The organism is Rhodobacteraceae bacterium LMO-JJ12, from assembly GCA_021555075.1.
Classification (GTDB): domain Bacteria; phylum Pseudomonadota; class Alphaproteobacteria; order Rhodobacterales; family Rhodobacteraceae; genus JAKGBX01.
On sequence record JAKGBX010000003.1, the window covers coordinates 456,435 to 478,291 of the forward strand.

Genomic DNA, 21,857 nt, shown 5'->3' on the forward strand with positions numbered 1-21,857 from the left:
GCTTCGGCGCTAAGCAATACCTCTCACGCCAGTTTGGCTGCCTCAAAACACACGAATTTTCTGTGTTTGAACCCGGCGCTCAGTTGCTACAGCCTTGAATGTCCACTGCATGGCTGCGCCCGAGAATTGTGAACCGCAGTGCGGAGCGATCAAGCGCGAATGGCCCGCCCGACGCATGCATAAGGTCGAACTCGGCAAAGAGACGCCCGCCCTTGCGGTTGATCTTCGGTTCCGACGCCCAGATCATCGGGTCGCCGGTTTCCACCACGGCTAACTCGCGCCCACCGGCTGTGGGCAAGGTGAACTCAGCGCTGAGCGTTATCCCGTCCTTTGTGGGCGCAATCGTGCAGGTCATCCTTTCCAAACCGGCTTCGCGCGCCGAAAAGGGGCGGTCGGCCAATGCGGCGGCAATTACCGGATCAGGTGACGACTTGCCAGATTTCAGGATTTCTCCAATTTCGACCTGCACCGGAACACAGACATCCCGGCAGATTCCGAGGTTTATCGTCCCTGACAGATGCACCGGTTGGCCAACGCGCCGTGGCGCTACGGAAATCGGTAAAACTACGCGATTTTCGTAGCCAATCGTGCGCGTGCCGCTGAGCAGGAAAACCTCGGGTGTCGGCCAGTTGACCGTTGCATTATCCAGATTTCGCGAGGCGGACCAATCAAATAGCGGCGGAATTCCGGCATCGCCTGGCGCGCGCCAATAGGTCTTCCACCCCGGCGCAAGGCGAATCTCGATTCCCGCCATGTGGGTGCCATCGGCAGCTTGCCAACCGGGCAGGATGCGGGTTTCGATCATCTGGGCATAGGGATTGCTGCCGGTTTGCGCCAGAACGGGCAAAACAGGTATCAGCAGGACGGTCGCGAACAGAATGAGACGTGTTATCATTCCTCACAGATGGCGCGTCTTGCTTGAAATGCCAATTCACAAATGGGCGAGCCTTTGCCGGGCCGCAGCAAACAGCCGCTTGAATCTGCTCCGATCTGCGCGCATGTTTGGCCAATGACACGTGCATTTGACCCTGCCGATATTGACCTCACAGGTCAGATTTTGATCGCCATGCCCGGCATGGGCGACCCCCGTTTTGACAAAAGCGTGATCTTCATGTGCGCGCATTCCCCCGAAGGCGCGATGGGGTTGATCGTGAACAAACCGACCGGAGATCTGAGGCTCAAGGATCTGGTGGCGCAACTTGAGATCGGCGATGGCGCCTGCGCGCGCGATCGCGGCGTGCATTTTGGAGGGCCGGTTGAGCCAGGGCGTGGGTTTGTGCTGCACTCGGGTGATTACACCTCAGAAATATCAACTCTTTTCGTAGGCGATGATTTCGGCATGACCGCCACGCTGGATGTGCTGGAAGAACTGGCCGCTGGTACCGGTCCAGAGCGCGCGATCATGGCACTGGGCTATGCCGGCTGGGGGCCGGGACAACTCGAAAACGAGATACTATCCAACGGCTGGCTCACTTGCGATGCAAGCCTGTCACTCGTCTTTGATGAGGCGGATGCGGCCAAATGGGGCGCCGCGCTGAAAACTCTCGGTGTCGATCCGATAAGCCTTTCGGCTGCCGCTGGTCACGCCTGACGCGGCAAGTGGCGCGTGCGGCTCTGTTTCATCTTTCCTGAAATACTCATTGCACACCGTTTCGTCATGGCGCGGCATCTGAAAGCCGGATTCGACGATCAGACGCTCTGGCCGAGCGGAACGAGGCCACCCCAGAGGCGCGCGGCGCAACGCCTTGCCCGACAAGGCGACTATCCTTCGCGCGGCGCGGCGGCACGGCGCAAACGGTCGTTGATGGCTCTCCCAAGCCCGGACTCGGGCACCGCAGAAACCGCGATTGGCGTCTGGCCGTCATCAATTGTATGCAGCATGCTAAAAAGATTGGCCGCCGCTTCCACAAGATCGCCTGAAGGCGAGAGGTTGAGGTCGGCGTCCTGCGCCTGGCCGAAGCCGAGAAGTTTTTCTCCTGAATGCTTTGCCGTCGCGTTCAGACGCACCGTTGCACCCGGTGCATAATGCGAAGCAAGCTGTCCCGGCGATGTTATGCCGCCCGAATGTGCAACCAGCGAAACGCCGAGTGCGGCTTCGATTTCTTCCTGGGCCAGCCCGCCAGGACGCAGCAGCGTCGGCAGGCCGGTTAGCCCCAAAATCGTGCTTTCCACCCCTACGCCACAGGGGCCACCATCAAGGATGGTCTCAATCCGCCCCGCAAGACCGGCCTGTACATGGTCGGCCGTGGTCGGACTTATCCGGCCCGAAGGGTTGGCAGAGGGGGCGGCGACCGGTCCGTCAAATGCCGCCAGAAGGGCATGGGCCAGCGGATGCGCCGGTACCCGCAACGCGAGGCTGGGCTGGCCTGCGCTGACAAGTGGCGACACTCCGGTATCGTCTCTGATCGGCAGCACCAGTGTCAACGGACCGGGCCAGAATTGTGACGCCAGCGTCTCGGCTGCGTCGTTCCATTTCACCAGGCAGCGCGCTGCGTCGATATTGGCAACGTGAACGATAAGCGGGTTGAACCGGGGACGCCCCTTGGCTTCGAAAATCCGCGCCACCGCGCGGTCATCACAGGCATCGGCGCCAAGGCCATAGACCGTTTCGGTCGGGAACGCCACAAGGCAGCCCGCGCGCAAGCCTGCGGCGGCGGCGGAAATGCCCTCGGCTGTCGGAGAGAGGCGTTTGGTCAACATGGCGTGGGCCATAGCGCGTGACGCGGCGTTTTCATAGGCTGGATCGGTGTTGTTGCATTAAGATGAGACGTGAAGCTGCATAAGAGCGTGTTGTTTCAAAGCCAAACGTCCCGTCTTTCGGAGAATCCCATGCCCTATCGTGCGCCCGTCTCAGATGTCACCTACCTTCTGGACAATGTGGTCGGCTTTTCCCAAGTTTCAAAGACCGAACGATTTGCAGAAGCCGGCTCCGACATGGTGCAGGCGATTCTGGGCGAAGCCGGGCGGCTCTGTGATGAGGTACTGGCCCCGCTGCAACGCATTGGCGATCTGCATCCGGCCCGCCTTGAAAACGGTGTGGTGCGCACCAGCCCCGGATTTGCCGATGGCTATCGCGCGATCAAAGAAGGCGGTTGGGTCTCGATCTCAGGCTCGCCCGAGCAAGGCGGAATGGGTCTGCCGATGACGATCACCACCGCCGTCAACGACATGATGAGCGGCGCGTGCCTGTCGCTGCAACTCAACCCGCTGATGACCCAGGGCCAGATTGAGGCGCTGGAGCATCATGCGTCTGATCAACTCAAGGCGTTATACTTGCCCAAGCTGATGACCGGCGAATGGTGTGGCACGATGAACCTGACCGAGCCGCAGGCTGGATCGGACGTAGGCGCGTTGCGCTCCAAGGCGGTCCCCAATGGTGACGGATCTTTCGCCGTTTCAGGCCAGAAAATCTTCATTTCTTGGGGCGATAACGATTTTTCCGAAAACATCTGTCATCTGGTCTTGGCCCGGCTTCCCGACGGGGTGCCAGGCACCAAGGGGATCAGTCTCTTTCTGGTGCCCAAGTTCATTCCGGACGAGAACGGCAATCCCGGCAAAGCCAACAGCCTGCGAGTGGTCAGCCTGGAGCACAAGCTGGGCCTGCATGGCAGCCCCACGGCAGTGATGGAATTTGACGGTGCCACCGGTTGGCTGGTTGGCCCCGAGCATGGCGGTATGGCCGCTATGTTCACGATGATGAACAATGCACGCCTGGGTGTTGGCGTTCAGGGCGTCGGCGTGGCTGAAGGTTCCTATCAACACGCATTGGCCTATGCTCAGGAGCGCAAACAGGGCCGCACCCCGGTAGACGGGGGTAGTGGCACGATCATTGATCACGCAGACGTTCGCCGCATGCTGATTACCATGAAGGCCGAGGTTTTCGCCGCGCGCGCCATCGCGCTTTCCTGCGCAGTGGCCATTGATATGAGCAATGTCACCGGCGAAAAGGATTGGTTGGCGCGGGCGGCGTTTCTCACGCCGATTGCCAAGGCCTTTGGCACAGAAACCGGCATCCGCGTGGCCGAGATGGGGGTGCAGGTGCATGGCGGCATGGGCTTCATTGAGGAAACCGGCGCGGCGCAATATGCCCGCGATGTGCGGGTGACGGCGATCTATGAGGGGACCAATGGCATTCAATCGATGGATCTTGTTGGCCGCAAGCTGATGGATGGCGGCGAGGCAGCTGCTGCGCTTCTGGACGAGGTTGAAACCCATGCCGAATCGGTGCGCAGCCAACACCCGCGTATGGCCGAAGCGGTGTGGAACGCCACGGAAACGCTACGTGAAGCCACCGAATGGATGGTGGCGCAAAAGGACATGAACGAACGTTTCGCTGGGTCGGTGCCGTTCCTGATGGCGTATGGGCGTGTTCTGGGCGCGCATTACCATCTCAAGGCCGCATGTGCCGAGGAGGGAGACGGACGACGCACCCGATTGGCGCGGTCCTATATTACACGGCTCTTGCCGGATCATGCGGCGAACCTTGCCCATGCAATGGCTGGCGCCAATGATCTCTATGCCCTGTCTCAGGAAGATCTTGCACAATGATGGATGCTCAGCCCAGCCCGTTGACCTACCCTTGGGAAACCCTTCCGGCTGAGGGGGAGGCGATCCGCGTCGCGGAAGGTGTGCTCTGGATCCGCCTGCCGTTGCCGATGGCGTTGGATCACGTGAACATCTATGCGCTGGATGATGGCGACAGTTGGACCATCGTGGACACCGGAGTCTACAGCGACCGCTCAGTCGCGATTTGGGAAAAACTGCTTGTCGGGCCACTGAAGGGCAAACCGGTTGGCCGCGTTTTGCTGACCCACCACCATCCCGATCACATCGGCATGGCAGGATGGCTGATTGAGCGCGGTGCAGAGCTTTTGATGACGCGCACCGCCTATTTGATGGCACGGATGCTTATCCTCGATCTTGAGGAGCGCCCGACCCGTCAGTCGGAAATCTTCTGGCGCGCGGCTGGCATGGATGCGGATCATCTTCAAAAACGCATGAGCGAGCGGCCGTTTAATTTTGCCGATATCTGCGCCCCGATCCCCGTCGGCTATACGCGGCTGCAACAGGGCGATATGCTGAATGCGGCCGGTCGCAACTGGGACATCCACATTGGCAACGGCCATGCGCCCGAACATCTGACGCTTTGGAGTCAAGACGATCATCTGGTTATAGCAGGCGATCAGATCATCAGTTCGATCAGCCCCAATATCGGTGTTTTCCCGAACGAGCCCGAGGCCGACCCTCTGGCGGATTGGTTGGAAAGCTGCGAACGGTTGGGCAAGTTGGCGCGGCCTGATCATCTCGTGTTTTCTGGCCACAAACTGCCCTTCACCGGCTTGCCACACCGCATGTACCAACTAGCCGACAATCACCATTCGGCTTTGGAACGTCTGGTGGCACATCTCGACAGAGAGCGCGTCGCCGCCGACTGTTTTGCGCCGCTTTTCAAGCGCAGGGTGGATGAAGGGATTTTCGGCTTGGCGCTGGTTGAGACGATTGCCCATTTGAACCACTTGCACCAGACCGGTCGCGCCACGAGACAGTGGCGCGACGATGGTGCCTGGCTATGGCGCGCGTCGAAGTAGCGAAGTAGCGTAGCCTGGGCGCGTCGCTTATTGCGTTTCGCCGCGGTTTCCGATCCTGCCATGTAGTTTGCGGATGATCCGGCTGCCTGTGGTTTCACAGGCAAAGGGGAATATCGCGTGGAGCAGCGCCGCCAGTGCGCCAAGCCCCAACCAGAAAGCAAACCCAAGCGCAAAGCGCATGTGCTCGAAATAGCTTTCCCCAACCGAGGCCGGATGATCGAGAAACAGATGGACCAAGGTGCTGCGCGCCGGGGCGGTTGTGCTATCGGGTGTTTCGATCATCTTGTTCTCCTGTTGCGCTGCGGACAGAATAGCGGCGAGATGGCCATACTTTGTCTCAAATAGACCTGCTAATTTCTAATTTTTTGGGATACTGTCTCACAAATGGGTAAAGAATTGGATGAAACAGACCGCCGCATCCTTGGCCAACTGCAACGCGACGCCAGCCTGAGCATCGACGAGATTTCCGACCGTGTCGGGCTGTCTCGAAACGCCTGTTGGCGGCGTATCCGTGAAATGGAGCGGGCAGGAGTGATCCGGGGCCGTGTGGTTCTTGCCGATCCGGGCAAGGTTGGATGCCCGCTTGAAGTGATCATTCTGGTGCGCACTTCAGCGCATGATGCGGGCTGGATGGAGACATTTCAGAAAATCGTGCGTGCCATGCCCGAAGTGATTGGAGCCTACCGCATGACCGGCGAACTTGATTACCTCCTGCGCGTGCGTGTTGCTGATGTGCCGGCGTACGACGCGTTTTACAAACGTGTGATCGCACAGATTCCGCTCTCGGATATTTCGGCCAGTTTCGTTATGGAGGAGATCAAGGAAACCACGGCGCTTCCCTTGTGATTTGGCGTTCGTGAACCAAGGAGTGCGCGTATGGACGACAAGATTGAAACTGCAGCAGAGGCGCATGAGGCCACAGCCATTCCGCGCCGCCATGAAGTGCACGCCGATCCCAGTGTAACGCCGTGCACTGATGTTCCCGAAAAGGTGAGGCAAAAGTCGGTGGATCAGAAAAGCCCAGCCGAATGGGCCTATGAACGGCTGATCCTCTACATCCAAAACTTCGAGGAACAGCTTGATAACGAGCACGAAGTGGCGATGGGATTTGCCGGGGGAAATGCCGGGGTGATCCGAATCGAAGGTATGGGGTTCTTTGATCCGGATATCGTTACTTTCTACGGCTCGGATGACAACGGCATCAAGACACAGCTAATCGAGCACGTCAGCCAGCTCTCGGTGATTCTGCGCGCCTTGCCAAAAGAAATACCTGCCGAAGCGCCTAGACGCATCGGGTTTCGTTTGGCCCTGGACCTTGAAAAAGAGAGTTGAGACGCGTTTGACACAAGGCGCGCACGCTTGCCTCATCTCTTTGCCGGGGCAGGGTGACAGCCCCGTTGAAATGCATTAATGAATTATCCTAACAAGAGACTTGGGAGCGCAAATATGGCCGATTTCAAACATGGCGAAATGGATATCCACGATCAGGAAAAAACCTTTGAGGGGTTTATAAAATTCCTGACCTGGTCGGTGGTTGCGATCATCGTGACACTGCTGTTTATGGCAGCTGTCGGCGCCTGATAGGATCGACCGCTTTCCGGCGGCGCAAATCACCCTGGGAGACGCTATGCGTAGGGCATTCCTCGCTATTCTTGCGGTATTGAGTCTTGCGGGCTGCGCTGCTGATCCGGTCTGGGCACCAGAAGAAGCGGTGCGCGCGGTTCAGTACCGCCATCCCGGCCCACCGCGGCTGACATTGTTCACGATGATAAGCAATGATACAGGCTCGGGAGGTCATACTTCGCTGATGATCAATGGGTCGCAGCGGGTGATTTTTGACCCTTCGGGCAGCTTTCATCATGAAAGAATTCCTGAGCGCAACGATGTTCTGTTCGGCATCACGCCGCAGGTGGCTGATGTCTATACGCGCTACCATGCGCGCGAAACCTGGCACGTTGTGGTTCAGGAAATCGATGTCACCCCGCAAGTCGCCGAACTGGCGCTGAAACTGGCGCAGGAAAATGGGGCAGTGCCGAATGCGTTTTGTGCACATTCGACCTCTGGAATTTTGCGCAAACTGCCGGGGTTCGAAACGATTCGGCAGGGCATGTATCCGGTGAAACTCGCCGAACAGTTCCGCCAGCTTCCAAGTGTGCGTGAACGGACGCTGCATGAGTATGACAGCGATGATAATTCCAAAGTTCTGGACAATTGGGATCCCGAACGTTTCGTGCAGAGCCAGAAGAAAACGCTATAAGGACGGGGCATCTATCCCAACAGATAAAGCATCCCATAGAGCACCACGCCCCCGGTCAGGATGGCGCCGATCACGCTGCGTGTAAGAACGCCGACCGCCAGAGTGGCCAGCGCCGCCGCCATACGCGCCGGGTCAGGCTCCCCGCCGGTGGCTTGCGGCCACAGCACCAGCGGCGTCACAAGTGCCGGCAGCACCGCAACGGCGGTATAGCGCAGGTGGCGCAACACGAACGGCGGCAGAACACGATTGCCGATCAGCCCCAAAAACAGGAAGCGCAGGCCAAAGCTGCCGATGCCCAGCGAAATGATTACGATCCAGAGGTTCGAGAGGTCGATCATCCCGCATTCTTTCGTTTTTCAAGCCAGAGTTCGCTCTGGGCCCCGGCGAGCATTCCACCCATGGCGGCTGCAATCAGTCCGAGGTTGTAGGGCATCCATGTGAAACTAAGGGCCAGCACAACCGCCACCAGCGCCGCCGCCAAATGCGCCAGAGTGCGCAGCATCGGCGTAAGCAGAGCAAGGAAAGTGATCGGTACCGCAAAGTCCAGCGCGAATTCTGGCGGGATAGACTGTCCGACCCAGGCCCCGCCCAACGACGCGATGAACCACATCGGGATCACTGGCGTGCAAGCGCCAAAGAAATAGCCAAGTTTCTGTGGCAAACCCCAACCCGGATTGCGCTCATAGGCCGAGATGGCGCAGGCGTAACTCTGATCGACGATCATATAAGCGACACAGGCCCGCTTCCAAAGCGGTGCCGCGCCGAGATGTGGGGTAAGCGAGGCAGAATACATTGCCATGCGCAGATTTACCGTCAGTGCCGAGACGATCACGATCAGGGTCGGAGCGTGCTCCTGCATCAGTTGCAAGGCAGTGAATTGGGCTGCACCGGCGATCACCACCACGGAAAACAGGAATGTTTCCAGAATGTTGAGTCCGGCTTCTGTTGCCACGACACCGAACAGCGCGGCAAAGGGAATGATCACCATCACGAATGGCGCGCCATCGCGAAAGCCGCGCCAAAAGGCGGATTTTGGTGTGGTGGAGGACATGTCTTGGCCTTAGATTGAATGAAACTCCGGCCTAAAGCTCAGAACTGGAAGTTGCAATTGGCAAAGCTCAACGATTCTGGCGACTATCTGATCGCCCCCGATCCCGAAAACCAACGACTGACCCGAACCGTGGCGGGTATCGACCATCTTGGCAACCCGATCGAGACTAGGGTGATCGAAGAACGCCCGTTGACGATCTTTCTCAACCGGCAGGAAATCGTCACGGCGATGACCATCGGCGACTATCCAGAATACTTGGCGCTGGGGTTCTTGCGCAATCAGGGCATGCTGGGCGCACACGAGGTGGTCACATCTGTCGATTACGATGGTGAGTTGGAAACCATTGTGGTGCGCACCGCAACCGAGACGTTCTACGAGGATAAATTACAGCGCAAGACGCGTACCTCGGGATGTGCGGTGGGCACCGTGTTCGGCGATATGATGGAGGGACTCGACCAGGTGGTGTTGCCGCAAACCCAGCTGAAAACTTCTGATCTCTATGCGCTTTCCAACCGTATCAACCGCACGCCGTCACTCTATCTCGAAGCGGGGGCCATCCACGGCACGGTGCTCTGCAGGGGCGCGCGTCCGTTGGTCTATATGGAGGACGTGGGTCGCCACAATGCAGTAGACAAGATTGCCGGTTGGCTATTTTCCGAAGGCGAGGCGGCGGGTGACAAGCTTCTATATACCACCGGCAGGCTGACGTCGGAGATGGTGATCAAGACCGCGCTCATGGGAATTCCGGCACTTGCATCGCGCTCAGGGTTTACCGCCTGGGGCGTCGAGATCGCCCAGCAGGTCGGTCTGACTTTGATCGGACGCCTCAAAGGGCAACGGTTTGTTTGCCTGAGTGGCGACGAGCGACTGGTGCGCGACGCCGATCTGGCAAACGTGTCGGAAGAAGACAGCAAACACCGGCGCAAGGGGGCACAAAGAGAATGACGCAGCAGAAAGAGTCGGTTCCCTTCAAGGAAAATCGCCGCGAAAGTCCGGGGTTTCCTGATCGGGCGCGCACAGGAGGGAGTGCATGAAACAGCCTTTGGGGGTTATCCTTGCCGGGGGACTTGCGAGTCGGATGGGCGGCGGTGACAAGGCCCTGCTGCCTTTGGGGCAGGGAACGCTTCTGAGTCATGTGATCGACAGGTTGATGCCGCAGGTCGCGCAATTGGCGCTAAATGCCAATGGCGACGGAGCGCGCTTTGCCGAGTTCGCGCTGCCAGTGCTGCCGGACACGATCGGCGGATTTCCCGGCCCGTTGGCCGGTGTTCTGGCCGGGATGGAATGGGCGGCCGAGAAAGGGGCCGAAACCATCGTCACCGTTGCGGCGGATACGCCGTTCTTTCCCTGTGATCTTGTGCCGCGCCTGATCTTGGCCGCTGATGGAATGACGAACCCGCTTGCATTGGCCGCCAGCGATGAAGGCCGCCACCCCACGTTTGGCCTCTGGCCTGTCGACCTGCGCGATGACCTGCGTGCGGCATTGCAGGATGGTTTACGCAAAGTGGTGATGTGGACCGACGCGCATGGCGCGACCAAGGCGCATTTCCCCGGCACAAATCCTGATCCTTTCTTCAACATCAACACGCCGGACGATCTTGTCGCCGCCGAACGGTTTAAGGAGGCGGCACGGTGAAACTCTATGGCGTGGTTGGTTGGAAGAACTCGGGCAAGACTGGACTGATGGAGCGTCTGGTGCGCGAATTCACCGCGCGGGGGTTGCGGATTGCGACGATCAAACACGCTCATCATACCTTTGACGTCGACCACCAAGGCACCGATAGTGCGCGCCACCGTGCAGCTGGTGCCGCGCAGGTGTTGCTCGCCTCGTCGTGCCGTTGGGCATTGATGAGCGAGCTGGGCGAAGCGCCCGAACCGCCGCTCGCCGCGTTGATAGAAAAGCTCGATCCCTGCGATCTCGTGCTGGTCGAGGGCTATAAACGCGAGGACCATGCCAAGATCGAGGCGCATCGGGCCGAGACCGGCCAACCGCTGATCGCGCCGGGGGATAGCAGCGTGCGTGCGGTTGCTAGCGATGTGACCCTGACGCTTGATCGTCCGGTCTTTGACTTGGACGATACCGGGGCGATTGCTGATTTCATCTTGTCTACGGTGGCGTGAAATGGCGGCATTCGATACGTTCATTATGGTTGATTGGTCGGGCGGCAATGATCGCGGCGCGACACCCAAAGCTGATGCAATCTGGACCTGTGTGGCCGGTGAAGCGCCGCTCTATCATCGCAATCGGCAGGATGCCGAAACATGGCTCACTAAACGCATTGACGACGAGATCGCCACGGGCCGCCGCGTTCTTGCCGGGTTCGATTTCCCTTTCGGTTATCCGCGCGGTTTGGCGCGCGCGCTTGTGGGCGCCGACGACCCCCTGATGCTCTGGCAATGGTTCGTTGATCAGATCGAGGATGCGCCCGACGCCAACAACAGATTCGATGTCGCAGGGCGGATAAATCAGTTGTTTGACGGTATTGGCCCGTTTTGGGGCAATGGGCTAAAGCGTGATATCGCGAATCTGCCGCGCACAGGTCGGGAAAGAGATTGCGATGCGCTGCCGGAATGGCGCGAGGCAGAACACCGTGCAAAAGGGGCGTTTTCCTGCTGGCAAATGGCCGGTGCCGGATCGGTGGGCGGTCAGGTGATGATGGGACTGCCGGTGCTGAACCGCTTGCGGGCGCGGTTTGGGGGCGCCGCCTGGCCCTTTGAGTCGTTGAACGAAGTGCCACTGGCCCTGGTCGAGGTCTGGCCTTCGCTGATCGCACAGGCCGTCAAGGCGGCGCAGCGCGAAGCTGAGACACGCGATGCTGCACAAGTGCGGGTTCTGGCCGGAACAATCGCCGCGCTTGATCCGGCTCAACTTGGCCAAATGCTGGACGATTTTCCTGCCGAGGCCAGCCAGGAAGGTTGGATCTTCGGACTTGGCAATGAAGACGCCCTGAACGCCGCCGCCCGCAGGATCTCGCAACTGTCACCGCCGCGATTGCGCGATGATTGCTTTTCCTTGCCTGCCGGTGTCGATTGGGCGCCGGTCGATGAGGCGCTGGCGCTCCTTCGGGATCGGCTAGGGCCTGTGACCGAAACCGAAATTACCCCGTTGGCTGACGCGTTGGGGCGCACCCTGGCGGCACCTGTGGTAGCCAAACGCGCCAATCCACCGTTGCCCAATTCCGCGGTCGATGGCTATGGCTTCGCCCACGCCAGTCTGTCGTCCGGGGCGCCGCTGCTGCCGCTTGTCGCGGGGCGTGCGGCGGCGGGTTTGCGCTTTGAAGGCGCCGTGCCGCCCGGCCATGCGATCCGTATTCTGACCGGGGCGGCCTTGCCTGACGGCGTCGATACGGTGGTGCTGCAAGAAGATGTTCGTCTCGGAGCGGGCGAAATCGCCTTTCGCGCAGGCATCAAACCTGGCGCAAATACAAGGCACGCGGGCGAGGATGTGCAGGAAGGGCAAACGATACTGCCGGTCGGGCGGGTCATCACGGCCTCCGATCTGGCCCTGGTCGCGGCTGTGGGCGAAAGCATGCTGTCTGTGCGCAAACCATTGAGGGTCGCGGTCATTTCGACCGGCGACGAGTTGGCCGAACCGGGTGAGACGGTGAGCGCAGGGCAGATTTTTGATGCCAACCGCCCGATGCTATTGGCATTGCTAAAGCGCGCAGGCCATGTGCCGGTTGATATGGGCCGGGTCGCAGATGAACGTGCTGCGATGCGCGCGCGGCTGAGTGCGGCGGCTGCGGGTGCAGACGCGATTCTGACCTCGGGCGGGGCCTCGGCAGGTGATGAAGACCATGTCTCAGCCCTGCTCAACGAGGCCGGTGCAATGGCGATGTGGCGCATTGCGATCAAACCGGGCAGGCCGCTTGGCTTGGGGCTCTGGCAGGGCGTGCCGGTGTTTTGCCTGCCGGGCAATCCGGTGGCAGCCATGGTCACGACCTGTGTATTTGGTCTGCCTGCGCTGGGCCTTCTTGCCGGGCGTGGCTGGCGCGAGCCACGTCGGTTTACCGTCCCCGCGGCTTTTGCCAAACGCAAGAAGCCAGGGCGGCGTGAATATCTGCGCGCCCGCCTGATCGACGGCCAGGCAGAGGTTTTCAAATCCGAAGGTTCGGGGCGAATCAGCGGGCTGAGCTGGGCAGATGGTCTGGTCGAACTTCCCGACGGGGAGCTTGAGATATCACCGGGCGACTCCGTGACCTACATTCCGTGGGAAGGGTTCGGCGTTTAGCGGCGCGACTCTACTTAACCCTGAGACAGGGTTGAGTGGAAACGCAGCGCAACACATCAATGTTGTGGGTGTCTCAAACCAAAACTGTAATTCAGGTTTATCTCGAAACGCTCTTTCATCAGGTGACGTTCCTGCTCAACGCCTCCTCGGGAGGCTGACTGACCGCAACCGCGCGAGAACTGACGACGCTCGTGATATGTGGGTCGGGCGCCTCAGTCTTCGTCGTGGGTGAGTTGCGGCACGTCCGAGGCGCCCGCCTTGCCGCGGCCCGAGAGCGAAGGGTTTTCCATGAAAAAGCGGTGGCAGTTGAAGGAGAACTCGCCCTCGGGGACCGTGGCGCGCTGAAAGCTGCCATCGGGGGACATGACCCAGCTTTGCGCCTGATCGGCCATGTTGGCGGCCATGATCTGATCGGTGATCTGGGCTTTGACGGTCGCGTTCAGGATCTCGATCAGGGTTTCGACGCGGCGGTTGAGGTTGCGCCCCATCCAATCGGCCGACGAGATAAAAACACGCGCCTTTTTGTGCGGCAGGCCTTTGCCTGCGCCAAAGCAGACGATGCGGGAATGTTCCAAGAAACGCCCGACGATGGATTTAACGCGGATGTTTTCGCTAAGCCCCTTGATGCCGGGGCGTAAGCCACAGATGCCACGAATTACCAGCGAGATTTTCACCCCTGCCTGCGAGGCCGTATAGAGCGCGTCGATCACTTCACTGTCGATCAGCGCGTTCATCTTGGCCCAGATTTCGGCCGGGCGACCGGCTTTGGCATGGTTGATTTCGTCGGCGATCATTCCAAGCAGCTTGGGCTTGAGCGTCAGCGGTGAGATGGCGAGGTTATCGAGCGCCTCGGGGTGGGCATAGCCGGAGAGGTAATTGAATACCTTGGTGGCGTCGCGCCCGAGATCGGCGTCGCAGGTGAAGAGCGAGAGGTCAGTATAAACCCGCGCCGTGATCGGGTGGTAATTGCCGGTGCCAAAATGGGTATAGGTGACGAGGCGATCATCCTCGCGACGCACCACGGTCGAGATTTTGGCATGGGTCTTGAGATTGAGGAAGCCATAGACGACATGTGCGCCGGCGCGTTCGAGGCGGCGGGACTGGCGGATGTTGGCGGCTTCGTCAAAGCGGGCCTTGAGTTCAACGAGGGCGGTGACGGATTTGCCATCCTCAGCGGCTTCGCAGAGGGCCGAGACAATCGGGCTGTCGCGTGAGGTGCGATAGAGGGTCTGTTTGATCGCCACGACGTTGGGGTCATTGGCGGCCTGATTGAGGAAGCGCACCACCATATCGAAGGTCTCATAAGGATGGTGCAGCAGCATGTCTTTCTGCTTGATTGCGGCGAACATGTCGCCGTCAAAGTCCTGTACCCGTTCGGGGATGCGCGGGCTGAACAGCGGCCAAAGCAGATCGGGCCGGTCATCAACAACCATTTCATTGAGATTGGACATGCCGATGAGGCCGTCGACTTCGACAATTTCGTCATCGGTAACGTGCAGTTCGCGTTTGATCATTTCGAGCAGGGCCTTGGGGGGGGCCGCCGAAAGCTTCATGCGCACCACCTCGCCGCGACGACGGCGTTTGAGGGCGGTTTCAAACTCGCGCACAAGGTCTTCGGCCTCGTCCTCGACCTCGAGATCGCTATCGCGCAGCACCCGGAACGAGCAATGCCCTTTGAGTGCATAGCCCGGAAAAAGCGAGTGGATATGTTCGAGCAGCAGGTCTTCGAGTGGCAAGAAACGATGCGTGCCTTCGGGTGCGGGCAGGGGCACGAAGCGGTCGATCTGGTGCGGGATCGGCAGCAGCGCCTGAAGCTTGCGCTTGTCGGCCTTGCGTTCGAGTTGCAGCGCCAGCGAGAAGCCGGTGTTGGGGATGAACGGGAAGGGATGCGCCGGGTCGATTGCCAGCGGCGAAAGTACGGGAAAGACCTGGGTCAGGAAGGTGTCGCGCAGATGGCTGCGGTCGACTTCGGTCAGGGAGTCGCGCGTGCAAAGCGAGATTCCGGCGTCCTGCATTTGCGAGATGAGGGTGTCGAAGGCGGCCTGTTGATGGGCCATTAGGCGGCGCGCTTCGGCATGAATCAGCACCAGCTGTTCGGCCGGGCTTAGACCGTCGGCGGCAGGGGTGGTGACGCCTTCGCGGGCCAATTCGCGTAGCCCGGCAACGCGCACGGTATAGAATTCATCGAGATTGGTGGCCGAGATCGAGAGAAACCGCAGCCGTTCGAGCAGCGGCACGCGGGGATTTTCGGCCTCTTCCAGAACGCGCCAGTTGAAGCCCAGCCAACTGAGTTCGCGATTGTAGAAGCGGGCCGGGCTGGTGGGGTCGAATTCGGGCAGATCGACCGGATCAGGAAACGGCGTTTCGAGAAAATTTGCGTTTGTCATGGGAGCCTTATGGGGCGGTCTAATGGGGATGGTGGAATGCGAAAGAAGATATTGCGCCTGATGCGGGGAGATGTCCAGCGGGCGGCGTGGCGCGGGAAGTGCAGTGAGGAGGAGCGGGGGCATGGAGGGGGCTTCCTGCGTCGGGTTCGGGGGAGCGGGTCGCGTCTTCACGCGGCATTTTTCTATTTTGGCATGGCAATGTGACAACTTTATAAAATTGCTCGCGTTTACGCGCAATTTGCGCCGGACGTTCCGGCGAGCGGCCAGCACCAAAGCCCAGAACATCTTCACGCGGTGCAAAGCCGCGTTTGGCGAAATTGCTAAAATTCTAAGCAAAGAGATGCCCTGTCTTAACCGTTCCGATTGGTTTGGGTGGCAAGTCTGCTCATGAGGTTTTGGATTCTATCCGGCTTTCGGCGTTGGAGGGCGATATGGCCACAATCAATGGCAATTCGGGGGATGATACCCTCGCGGGCTCAGATGATCCCGATTCCATTTTTGGGCAGGCGGGGGACGACACGATCACCGGGGGGGGCGGTGACGACAGCTTGTTTGGCGGCATTGGAGCGGATTCTCTGGACGGTGGAACGGGAGACGATTCTATTGTCGGCGGCAGCGGTGACGACACGCTTTATGGTGGCGACGGCGGCGTGCGCACGGCCGACCGCGTGGTTTTTCGCTGGGACAATATCCCCGATCCCGACAATGGCGGCAGCATTGATGGTGGCGATGAGATCGAAGAGGGTAGCCAGACGGTCAACGGCGTCGTGGTCAGCTACGAGGTGAGCCATGATATAGGCCAGTTTGAGGACGATGAGCAGTATGTCAGCGGGATTGACGACGGTGCCAGGTCAATCAACGACGAAAGCGCGCTTGATCTCTATGATACGGGGACAGCCGAGATCGCGTTTTCAGAAGCAGTTGAGAATGTTCATTTCCGGGTCAATAACTTCGATGCCTATAACGAGCATCTGGTCATTCGCGCCTATGATGCGAACGGCAATCAGGTCGCTTATGACACTGCATTGGGATCAAATGTCACCGGGGCCGACAACGATAGTGTCGCCGGGCTGGACACGTTCGAGGGCAAGGGCGGCGAGTATGATGATGATGATCATCAGGGCTCGCTTCTGATCCAGATCCCTGGTCCGGTGGCGCGGATCGAGATGGATTATACCAGTGTCAATGAATGGACGGTGACGATCACCGACATTTATTTCGATGACCCGGCGAGCGTGGTTGAGGCGGAAGCCGGTGATGACACTCTGATCGGTGGCGCGGGCGAGGATCTTTTGATTGGCGGGGAGGGCGACGACCTTCTGAGCGGTGGGGCGGGCAACGATACGTTCGAGTATCAGCCCGGCGACGGCCACGACACGATTACCGATTTCAATGCGGGTAATAGTGGCACGCTGAATGACGGCGATAGCAGAAATAACGATTTCATCGATCTGTCAGATTACTATCAAAGCCTGAGCGAACTGCGCGCGGATTTTCTTGATGATGGCGTGCTGAATCAATCGAACGCCACCGATCTTGATGACAACGCGATCGACTGGGGCAATCGCGCTCAATTTGGCGATGGGTCGCTGACGTTAACTGGTGCCGAGGCAACCAGTTTCAAGACTGAGAACACCGGCGTCACCTGTTTTACATCGGGCACCGCGATCCGCACGCCTGGGGGCGAGGCGCGGATTGACGATCTCAGGGTTGGCGATCTGGTTTGCACGATGGACAACGGCCCACAACCGATTGCCTGGATCGGGCGGCGGTATGTCGGGCGCGAAGAGCTATTGCGCAACGAGCGGCTGCGCCCGGTGCTGATCAGAAAGGGGGTGTTGGGGGCGGCGCGCGATCTCTTGGTATCGCGCCAACATGGAATGTTGATCGGGCACGAGCATCTGGTGCGCGCAACCCACCTTGCGCGCACTGCGCGGGGCGTGCGCATTGCTCATGGCAAATGTCAGGTCAGCTATGTTCATCTGGGGTTTGAGACGCATCAGATCGTCTTTGCTGAAGGCTGTGCGAGCGAGAGTTTTTATCCTGGTCCGATGGCGCTCGGAATGCTGACAGGGGCGGCGCGGGCGGATTTCGCGCGGGTGTTTGGGACGGATGTCGGGGCTGATGCCGGGCGTCGGATGATTCAATCCGCGTATGGCAATACGGCGCGACGGTTTTTGACGAGCGAGGGGGCAGTGCGTGGTTTTCTGCGCGGCGGAAACGAGCAAAATGGCTGCTTTCTGCGCAGTGCCTGAGTGGCGCGATGTGGTGTCAGGAATGTGCGTCGAGCACTTCGGCGGCCAGCTTGCGATTGATCTCGCGGCCCTCGGTCAGGGCGGCATCATCCAGCGAAGCGACGACGCGGCGCGCCATGTCAAAGCTGCGGTCGATCCGGCGCAGCAGGTAGGGGATGGTATCGGGGGTGGGGGAAAGCTGACGGTCGCTAAAGAGCTTCATCAGCACGGCAGAGAGCAGCGCGTCATCCGGGCTTTCGACCAGAACCGAGACGGTGCCGTCCATGCGGCTTTTCAGATCAGGCAGGATCAGACCCCAGCGGACCGGCGGCAGATGTGCGGTGAATAGGATCGAATGCCCCTCGGCCAGCGTCAGGTTGTGCAGATGAAACAGCGCCACTTCGGCCTGGGCATTGCCCGCGATCATCGGGACATCTTCGAGTGCGATATTGCCGCTGGCCAGATTCGGGATATCAAGCCGGAGCAGGTCAGAGACGGAAACGATGCGCGCATTGGCGGCCTTGGCCCAGACGTGGGCGAGATGCGTCTTGCCCGCGCCCGATGGCCCGACCAGCGCCAGCTTGCGACCGGGCCAGGCGGTCCAGTTCTCGACCATCGCAACGGCGTTGGCGTTGGCTCGCGTGACGAAGAAATCTTCACGCCCCAGCGCCGTTCGGGCGGGCAGATCGAAGGACAGTTGTTGCGGCATTACTCAGCGGCGCCCCTGGGGTTCCGGGTGGCATCATCGTCGGGCAGGGCGGCCCCGAAATCGGAAGTGCCCCGATAGAGCAGGCTGTGGCGATATTGCGTGGAGAGGAATCGCGTTATCACGCCAAGAGCCGCGGCCAAAGGCACCGCCACCAGCATGCCGACGAAGCCAAACAGCGAGCCGAACACCGATAGCGCGAAGATCAGCCAGACCGGGTGTAGCCCGACGCTGTCGCCGACAAGCTTGGGGGTCAGCACGTTGCCTTCGATGACCTGACCGAGCACGAAGATCCCGGCGACCAGCCCGAGTGAGACCCATTCGCCCCAAAACTGGAACAGCGCCAGCCCGATGGCAAGCACACCGCCGATGATGGCGCCAACGTAAGGAATGAAGGTGAGCGCGCCAGCGACAAAGCCAACGACAAGGCCGAATTGCAGCCCTACCAGCATCAGCGCTACGGCGTAGTAGGTGCCAAGGATCAGGCAAACCGTGCCCATGCCGCGGATGAACGCGGCCAGCGTGACGTCGATTTCGCCCGCAAGACGGCGGATCATCGGTGCGTGATCGCGCGGCAAGAGGTCATCAATGCGCTCGATCATGCGGTCCCAATCATAAAGCAGGTAGACCGCGACCACGGGCACGATAACGAACAGTAGGACGATGTTGATGATCGAATAGGCCGAGCTGAGCACGGCATCAAGCAGCTCGCCACCGCGTTCCTGGACCTTTTCGCCGATGGTGAGAAGCGAGGTGCGCAGAGTGCTGTCGGCATCCATCAGGGAGGGAAACCGCTCGGTCAGGAAGCTTTGCAGATCCTTGGCCAGTTGCGGCGCGATGTTGAACAGAGCGATGGCCTGTTCGACCAGCGCCGGAACCACCAAAAGGGCCATTATGACGAAGATCAGGAGCGCCAGCAGAGTAATCACCCCGGTAGCGACGACGCGCGTGGCGCCCATCCGTTCGATCCGGTCGGCGAAGGGGTCGAGGAAATAGGCGACCGCCCCGCCGAGTACGAAAGGCAGGATCACATCGCCCAGGAACCACAGGATAACACCTAGCAGGATTGCGGCGATGCCCCAGTATTTGAGTTGTTGCTGAACCGGCAATGCCATGCTGCTTCCTTGTGTTGATACTTCACATTGACCATTCGCGCCCCGGTTTCAAGGGGTGGGTCGCGTTTGACTCTGAACTGCACACAGAAGGCTGGTGGTTGTGACGACAGAATGTGCGGGCCTGGGCGATGGTGCTCGATCTCCCGGCACAGCCGAAGTGAGTGCGATTGCGAATAGCACGAACGCTCGCTTTTGCGTTGGGCTGGCCGGGCGACAGACTTGCGTGCGCTGGCGGCACTTGCTCTTGGGCATCACAAGCCTTAGGCAATTCCCAACACCGTTCTGACAAGGAAATCATGATGCGCCTCACCCGTTATTTTCTGCCCGTTCTAAAGGAAAACCCCGCCGAGGCGCAGATTGTGAGCCATCGGCTGATGCTGCGTGCCGGCATGATCAAGCAGGCCAGCGCGGGGATATATTCGTGGTTGCCGCTGGGTTTCAAGGTGCTGCGCAAGATTGAGAATATCGTGCATGAGGAGCAGATGCGCGCAGGCCATATCCCGATGTTGATGCCGACGCTGCAAAGCGCCGATCTGTGGCGCGAGAGCGGGCGCTATGACGATTACGGCGAAGAGATGCTGCGCATCACCGACCGGCATAAACGCGACATGCTATATGGTCCGACGAATGAGGAACTGATCACGGATATTTTCCGCAGCAACGTCAACTCCTACAAGGACTTGCCGATGACGCTCTATCATATCCAATGGAAGTTCCGCGACGAGATCCGGCCGCGCTTTGGGGTGATGCGGGGGCGTGAATTCCTGATGAAGGATGGTTATAACTTCGATTTGACCAAGGAAGACGCGCTGCACGCCTATAATCGCCACTTGGTGAGCTATCTCAGAACCTATGAGCGCATGGGGCTTCAGGCGATCCCGATGCGCGCCGATAGCGGCCCGATTGGAGGCGATGACACGCATGAATTTCTGGTGCTGGCCGAGACTGGCGAGAGCGAGGTTTTCTATGACAGTGCAGTGACGGATATCCGTCTCGGACTGCGCGAGATTGACTATGACAATGTCGCGCAATGCCGCGCGGTGATGGAAGAGTTCACCTCGCTTTACGCGCGCACCGATGAAACCCATGATGCGGCAACGTTCAACGAGGTTCCCGAGGATCGCCGCCGCGTGGCGCGGGGTATTGAAGTCGGCCAGATCTTCTATTTCGGCACCAAGTATTCCGACGCCATGGGCGCCACGGTGCAGGGCCCGGACGGCAAGCCCGTGACGGTGCACATGGGGTCTCACGGGATCGGCGTGAGTCGCCTGTTGGGGGCGATCATCGAAGCCAGCCATGACGACAACGGCATCATCTGGCCCGAGGGCGTGACACCGTTTCATGTCGGGATCGTGAACGTCAAACAGGGCGACGCTGAGGCTGATGTCGCCTGTGACAAGCTTTATGGCGCGCTGCAGGCTGTAGGGCTGGAGCCATTGTATGACGACCGCAATGAGCGCGCGGGGGGCAAATTCGCCACGATGGATCTGATTGGGCTGCCCTGGCGCATCACGGTGGGGCCGCGCGGCTTGAAAAACGGCGTGGTCGAATTGACAAGTCGGCGCACGGGCGAAAGCGAAGAAATAGAGCCGCAAGAGGCTGTGGCGCGGCTGGTGAAGATCTATGAAGAGCACATGGTGCGCGGGATTTGAGCCGCGTTTCCGCTTCATCTTGCTAAAAAATATCCCCGCGGAGCGCTCCGACGCTATTCGGAAGCGCTCTCTTCTGATATTGTGCCACTAACAAAAGAGGCACGAGGCAGAGCACATGCTTCTCAGAGCAATAACACTGGCCGGCGGGTTTGCCGGGGCGGTTGGGATGTCGCAGTTCCCCGAGTATTCGCAACAATATGTGCAGCGATTGGGCGGGGCTGTGGATGAGCTGAACCGCTTCGTCGCCGAGTTTGACGGCGATGCGGCCGAGGTGGGCCTGTCGCGGGCGGCGGCGCTTGACGATTTGGCGCAAGGCGGGGCGATGGGACAAAAACGGGCTGAAACCATGGGCGCGACGTTGTCGCGCTATGAGCGTCTGAATGCTAATTTGACCACGCTTGAAACGGCGGGGCCATTTACGCAGGCCTATCTGACGGCACGCTCGCATGACAGAGAGATTGCGGTGAAGGCTTGGGCGGCTTTCAAACCGGCTTTGCCGATCACATTTGAGGGGGCGGTTTTTGCCGGAATTGGACTGATTGCAGGTATAACAGCGACCGGTGCAATTCTGGCGTTGCTGCGTGGGCTGTTCGGGTGGCGTAAATCGCCTATGGCAGCGCCATCGGCTTGACCTGA

The 21,857-nt window shown here is 59.7% G+C and carries 22 protein-coding genes and 2 pseudogenes; 16 read left to right on the top strand and 8 right to left on the bottom strand.

Annotated elements, in window-relative coordinates:
* Positions 1–79: 79 nt before the first annotated feature.
* Positions 80–895, bottom strand: coding sequence for a hypothetical protein (locus LZG00_18415; protein ID MCF3595962.1), 816 nt, complete (start codon positions 893–895; stop codon positions 80–82).
* 114 nt (positions 896–1,009) lie between these two features.
* On the opposite strand from LZG00_18415, the gene LZG00_18420 reads away from it, so the two are divergent.
* The gene (locus tag LZG00_18420) at positions 1,010–1,591 is read left to right on the top strand and encodes a YqgE/AlgH family protein (protein ID MCF3595963.1); all 582 of its coding nucleotides are present in this window, start codon (positions 1,010–1,012) and stop codon (positions 1,589–1,591) included.
* Positions 1,592–1,761: 170 nt separating this feature from the next.
* Here the strand turns inward: LZG00_18420 and LZG00_18425 are convergent, their stop codons facing one another.
* Positions 1,762–2,700, bottom strand: coding sequence for a threonylcarbamoyl-AMP synthase (locus tag LZG00_18425; protein ID MCF3595964.1), 939 nt, complete (start codon positions 2,698–2,700; stop codon positions 1,762–1,764).
* Positions 2,701–2,829: 129 nt separating this feature from the next.
* Between LZG00_18425 and LZG00_18430 the strand changes: the two genes are divergently transcribed.
* Both LZG00_18430 and LZG00_18435 read left to right on the top strand, forming a co-directional pair.
* On the top strand, positions 2,830–4,548 hold the full coding sequence (locus tag LZG00_18430; protein MCF3595965.1) for an acyl-CoA dehydrogenase: 1,719 nt from the start codon (positions 2,830–2,832) through the stop codon (positions 4,546–4,548).
* On the top strand, positions 4,548–5,588 hold the full coding sequence (locus tag LZG00_18435; GenBank protein ID MCF3595966.1) for an MBL fold metallo-hydrolase: 1,041 nt from the start codon (positions 4,548–4,550) through the stop codon (positions 5,586–5,588). Before LZG00_18430 ends, LZG00_18435 begins: the two co-directional genes overlap by 1 nt.
* 27 nt (positions 5,589–5,615) lie before the next feature.
* Here LZG00_18435 and LZG00_18440 read toward each other — a convergent pair whose 3' ends face one another.
* Positions 5,616–5,870, bottom strand: a complete 255-nt coding sequence (locus LZG00_18440; protein MCF3595967.1) for a DUF6356 family protein — start codon at positions 5,868–5,870, stop codon at positions 5,616–5,618.
* A gap of 102 nt (positions 5,871–5,972) precedes the next feature.
* On the opposite strand from LZG00_18440, the gene LZG00_18445 reads away from it, so the two are divergent.
* The 4 genes from LZG00_18445 to LZG00_18460 all read left to right on the top strand — a co-directional run bounded on the left by LZG00_18445 (position 5,973) and on the right by LZG00_18460 (position 7,845).
* Positions 5,973–6,434: an Lrp/AsnC family transcriptional regulator gene (locus LZG00_18445; GenBank protein ID MCF3595968.1), complete on the top strand. Its 462-nt coding sequence runs from the start codon at positions 5,973–5,975 to the stop codon at positions 6,432–6,434.
* 30 nt (positions 6,435–6,464) lie between these two features.
* On the top strand, positions 6,465–6,920 hold the full coding sequence (locus tag LZG00_18450; protein ID MCF3595969.1) for a DUF6173 family protein: 456 nt from the start codon (positions 6,465–6,467) through the stop codon (positions 6,918–6,920).
* A 114-nt stretch (positions 6,921–7,034) separates the two neighbouring features.
* The gene (locus tag LZG00_18455; protein ID MCF3595970.1) at positions 7,035–7,169 is read left to right on the top strand and encodes an aa3-type cytochrome c oxidase subunit IV; all 135 of its coding nucleotides are present in this window, start codon (positions 7,035–7,037) and stop codon (positions 7,167–7,169) included.
* A gap of 46 nt (positions 7,170–7,215) precedes the next feature.
* Positions 7,216–7,845 carry a hypothetical protein gene (locus LZG00_18460; protein ID MCF3595971.1) on the top strand — a complete coding sequence of 210 codons (630 nt, stop codon included), beginning with the start codon at positions 7,216–7,218 and terminating at the stop codon, positions 7,843–7,845.
* A gap of 11 nt (positions 7,846–7,856) precedes the next feature.
* Here the strand turns inward: LZG00_18460 and LZG00_18465 are convergent, their stop codons facing one another.
* Positions 7,857–8,183 (bottom strand): AzlD domain-containing protein, encoded by a 327-nt coding sequence (locus LZG00_18465; protein MCF3595972.1) that lies wholly within the window; start codon positions 8,181–8,183, stop codon positions 7,857–7,859.
* On the bottom strand, positions 8,180–8,896 hold the full coding sequence (locus tag LZG00_18470) for an AzlC family ABC transporter permease (GenBank protein ID MCF3595973.1): 717 nt from the start codon (positions 8,894–8,896) through the stop codon (positions 8,180–8,182). The genes LZG00_18465 and LZG00_18470 overlap by 4 nt, the downstream gene beginning before the upstream one ends.
* Positions 8,897–8,953: 57 nt before the next feature.
* Between LZG00_18470 and LZG00_18475 the strand changes: the two genes are divergently transcribed.
* From LZG00_18475 to LZG00_18490, 4 genes are all read left to right on the top strand, one after another.
* Complete coding sequence (locus tag LZG00_18475; protein ID MCF3595974.1) at positions 8,954–9,841, top strand: formate dehydrogenase accessory sulfurtransferase FdhD; 888 nt, start codon at positions 8,954–8,956, stop codon at positions 9,839–9,841.
* An 85-nt stretch (positions 9,842–9,926) separates the two neighbouring features.
* Positions 9,927–10,532 (top strand): molybdenum cofactor guanylyltransferase MobA, encoded by a 606-nt coding sequence (mobA, locus tag LZG00_18480; protein ID MCF3595975.1) that lies wholly within the window; start codon positions 9,927–9,929, stop codon positions 10,530–10,532.
* Entirely contained in the window at positions 10,529–11,017 is a 489-nt protein-coding gene (mobB, locus tag LZG00_18485) for a molybdopterin-guanine dinucleotide biosynthesis protein B (protein MCF3595976.1), read from the top strand. The genes mobA and mobB overlap by 4 nt, the downstream gene beginning before the upstream one ends.
* Before the next feature lies 1 nt (position 11,018).
* Complete coding sequence (locus LZG00_18490; protein MCF3595977.1) at positions 11,019–13,127, top strand: molybdopterin-binding protein; 2,109 nt, start codon at positions 11,019–11,021, stop codon at positions 13,125–13,127.
* Positions 13,128–13,339: 212 nt separating this feature from the next.
* Here LZG00_18490 and LZG00_18495 read toward each other — a convergent pair whose 3' ends face one another.
* Positions 13,340–15,514, bottom strand: coding sequence for an RNA degradosome polyphosphate kinase (locus LZG00_18495; GenBank protein ID MCF3595978.1), 2,175 nt, complete (start codon positions 15,512–15,514; stop codon positions 13,340–13,342).
* Positions 15,515–15,945: 431 nt separating this feature from the next.
* Here LZG00_18495 and LZG00_18500 point away from each other — a divergent pair.
* From LZG00_18500 to LZG00_18510, 3 genes and pseudogenes are all read left to right on the top strand, one after another.
* Positions 15,946–16,116, top strand: a pseudogene (locus LZG00_18500) (calcium-binding protein).
* Between the two features lie 651 nt (positions 16,117–16,767).
* Positions 16,768–16,887, top strand: a pseudogene (locus tag LZG00_18505) (calcium-binding protein).
* Between the two features lie 135 nt (positions 16,888–17,022).
* Positions 17,023–17,769 carry a Hint domain-containing protein gene (locus tag LZG00_18510; GenBank protein MCF3595979.1) on the top strand — a complete coding sequence of 249 codons (747 nt, stop codon included), beginning with the start codon at positions 17,023–17,025 and terminating at the stop codon, positions 17,767–17,769.
* A 16-nt stretch (positions 17,770–17,785) separates the two neighbouring features.
* Here the strand turns inward: LZG00_18510 and LZG00_18515 are convergent, their stop codons facing one another.
* Complete coding sequence (locus LZG00_18515; protein ID MCF3595980.1) at positions 17,786–18,457, bottom strand: DnaA/Hda family protein; 672 nt, start codon at positions 18,455–18,457, stop codon at positions 17,786–17,788.
* Entirely contained in the window at positions 18,457–19,569 is a 1,113-nt protein-coding gene (locus LZG00_18520; GenBank protein MCF3595981.1) for an AI-2E family transporter, read from the bottom strand. Before LZG00_18520 ends, LZG00_18515 begins: the two co-directional genes overlap by 1 nt.
* Positions 19,570–19,868: 299 nt before the next feature.
* Here LZG00_18520 and LZG00_18525 point away from each other — a divergent pair, with 299 nt between their 5' ends.
* Both LZG00_18525 and LZG00_18530 read left to right on the top strand, forming a co-directional pair.
* Positions 19,869–21,221 (top strand): proline--tRNA ligase, encoded by a 1,353-nt coding sequence (locus LZG00_18525; GenBank protein MCF3595982.1) that lies wholly within the window; start codon positions 19,869–19,871, stop codon positions 21,219–21,221.
* A gap of 115 nt (positions 21,222–21,336) precedes the next feature.
* On the top strand, positions 21,337–21,852 hold the full coding sequence (locus LZG00_18530; GenBank protein MCF3595983.1) for a DUF2937 family protein: 516 nt from the start codon (positions 21,337–21,339) through the stop codon (positions 21,850–21,852).
* Positions 21,853–21,857: the final 5 nt, after the last annotated feature.